The sequence below is a fragment of the Pseudomonas sp. CP-1 genome, assembly GCF_021213715.1.
GTDB classification, from domain to species: Bacteria; Pseudomonadota; Gammaproteobacteria; order Pseudomonadales; family Pseudomonadaceae; genus Pseudomonas; species Pseudomonas aeruginosa.
The window spans coordinates 1-1,087 of the sequence record NZ_JAJQKY010000059.1; the positions used below are offsets into that span (position 1 = coordinate 1).

The following is a 1,087-nucleotide window of genomic DNA, read 5'->3' on the forward strand; positions in this document are numbered from 1 at the left end:
CTCGCGCAGGCGCGCCTCGATCTCTCCCAGTTCGATGCGGAAGCCCCGGATCTTCACCTGGTGGTCCACCCGTCCGAGGTAGTCCACCACCCCATCCGCACGCCCACGGGTCAGGTCGCCGCTGCGGTACAGCCGGCTGCCCGGCGCGCCAAAGGGATCCGGCACGAAACGCTCGGCGGTCAGCGCCGGACGCTCCAGGTAGCCGCGCGCCACCCCTTCCCCGCCCAGGTACAGTTCGCCCGCCACGCCTACCGGCAGCAGNTACAGCCGGCTGCCCGGCGCACCAAAGGGATCCGGCACGAAACGCTCGGCGGTCAGCGCCGGACGCTCCAGGTAGCCGCGCGCCACCCCTTCCCCGCCCAGGTACAGTTCGCCCGCCACGCCTACCGGCAGCAGGTTCAACTGCCCGTCGAGGATGTAGCCGCTACGGTTGCCCAGCAGCGTACCGATCGGCATGTAGGCCGCGCCGCAGGCATCGCCCGCTCGCGCTTTCCACAGCAGCGGCGTCACCACCGTCTCGGTCGGGCCGTAGCCGTTGAACAGGTACTTCGGCTTCAGCGCCCGCCACGCCAGGTCATAGCTGGCCTGCGCCACCGCGTCGCCGCCGAAGCAATAGACCCGTACCGGCGGCGGATTGCCGTCGCGCTCGGCATGCTCGGCCAGTTGCTGCAGGTACACCGGCGGGAACACCCCCACCGTTACCCCGTGGCGATGCATCTCGGCGTAGGTCCGTTCCGGCAGCCACAGGCTGTCGTCGCGGATCAGCACCCGCGCGCCGTTGATCAACGGGTGCATCCAGCCTTCGTGGGAACCGTCGAAGGCGAACGACATGAAGTGCAGCTCGCAGTCCTCCGGGGTCATCTCGTAGCGCTCGCCGGTGGCCACGATATGGGCGATCAACGGACCGTGGGACACCGCCACGCCCTTGGGCATGCCGGTGGAGCCGGAGGTGTAGATCACATAGGCCAGGTTGTCGCCGTGCAGCGCCACCTCTGGATCATGAGCGGGGAAGCCGGCCCACTCCTCCTCGCGATCCACGGACAGGCAGGACAACCCCTCGGGGATCGGCAGACGCTCCAGCAGGTGG

General features: G+C 69.2%; 1 protein-coding gene. It reads right to left on the bottom strand.

Annotated elements, in window-relative coordinates; genetic code table 11:
• Positions 1-1,087, bottom strand: a 1,087-nt coding sequence (locus LT948_RS33040) for an AMP-binding protein (RefSeq protein ID WP_232197172.1), incomplete at both ends; no start/stop codon positions are given.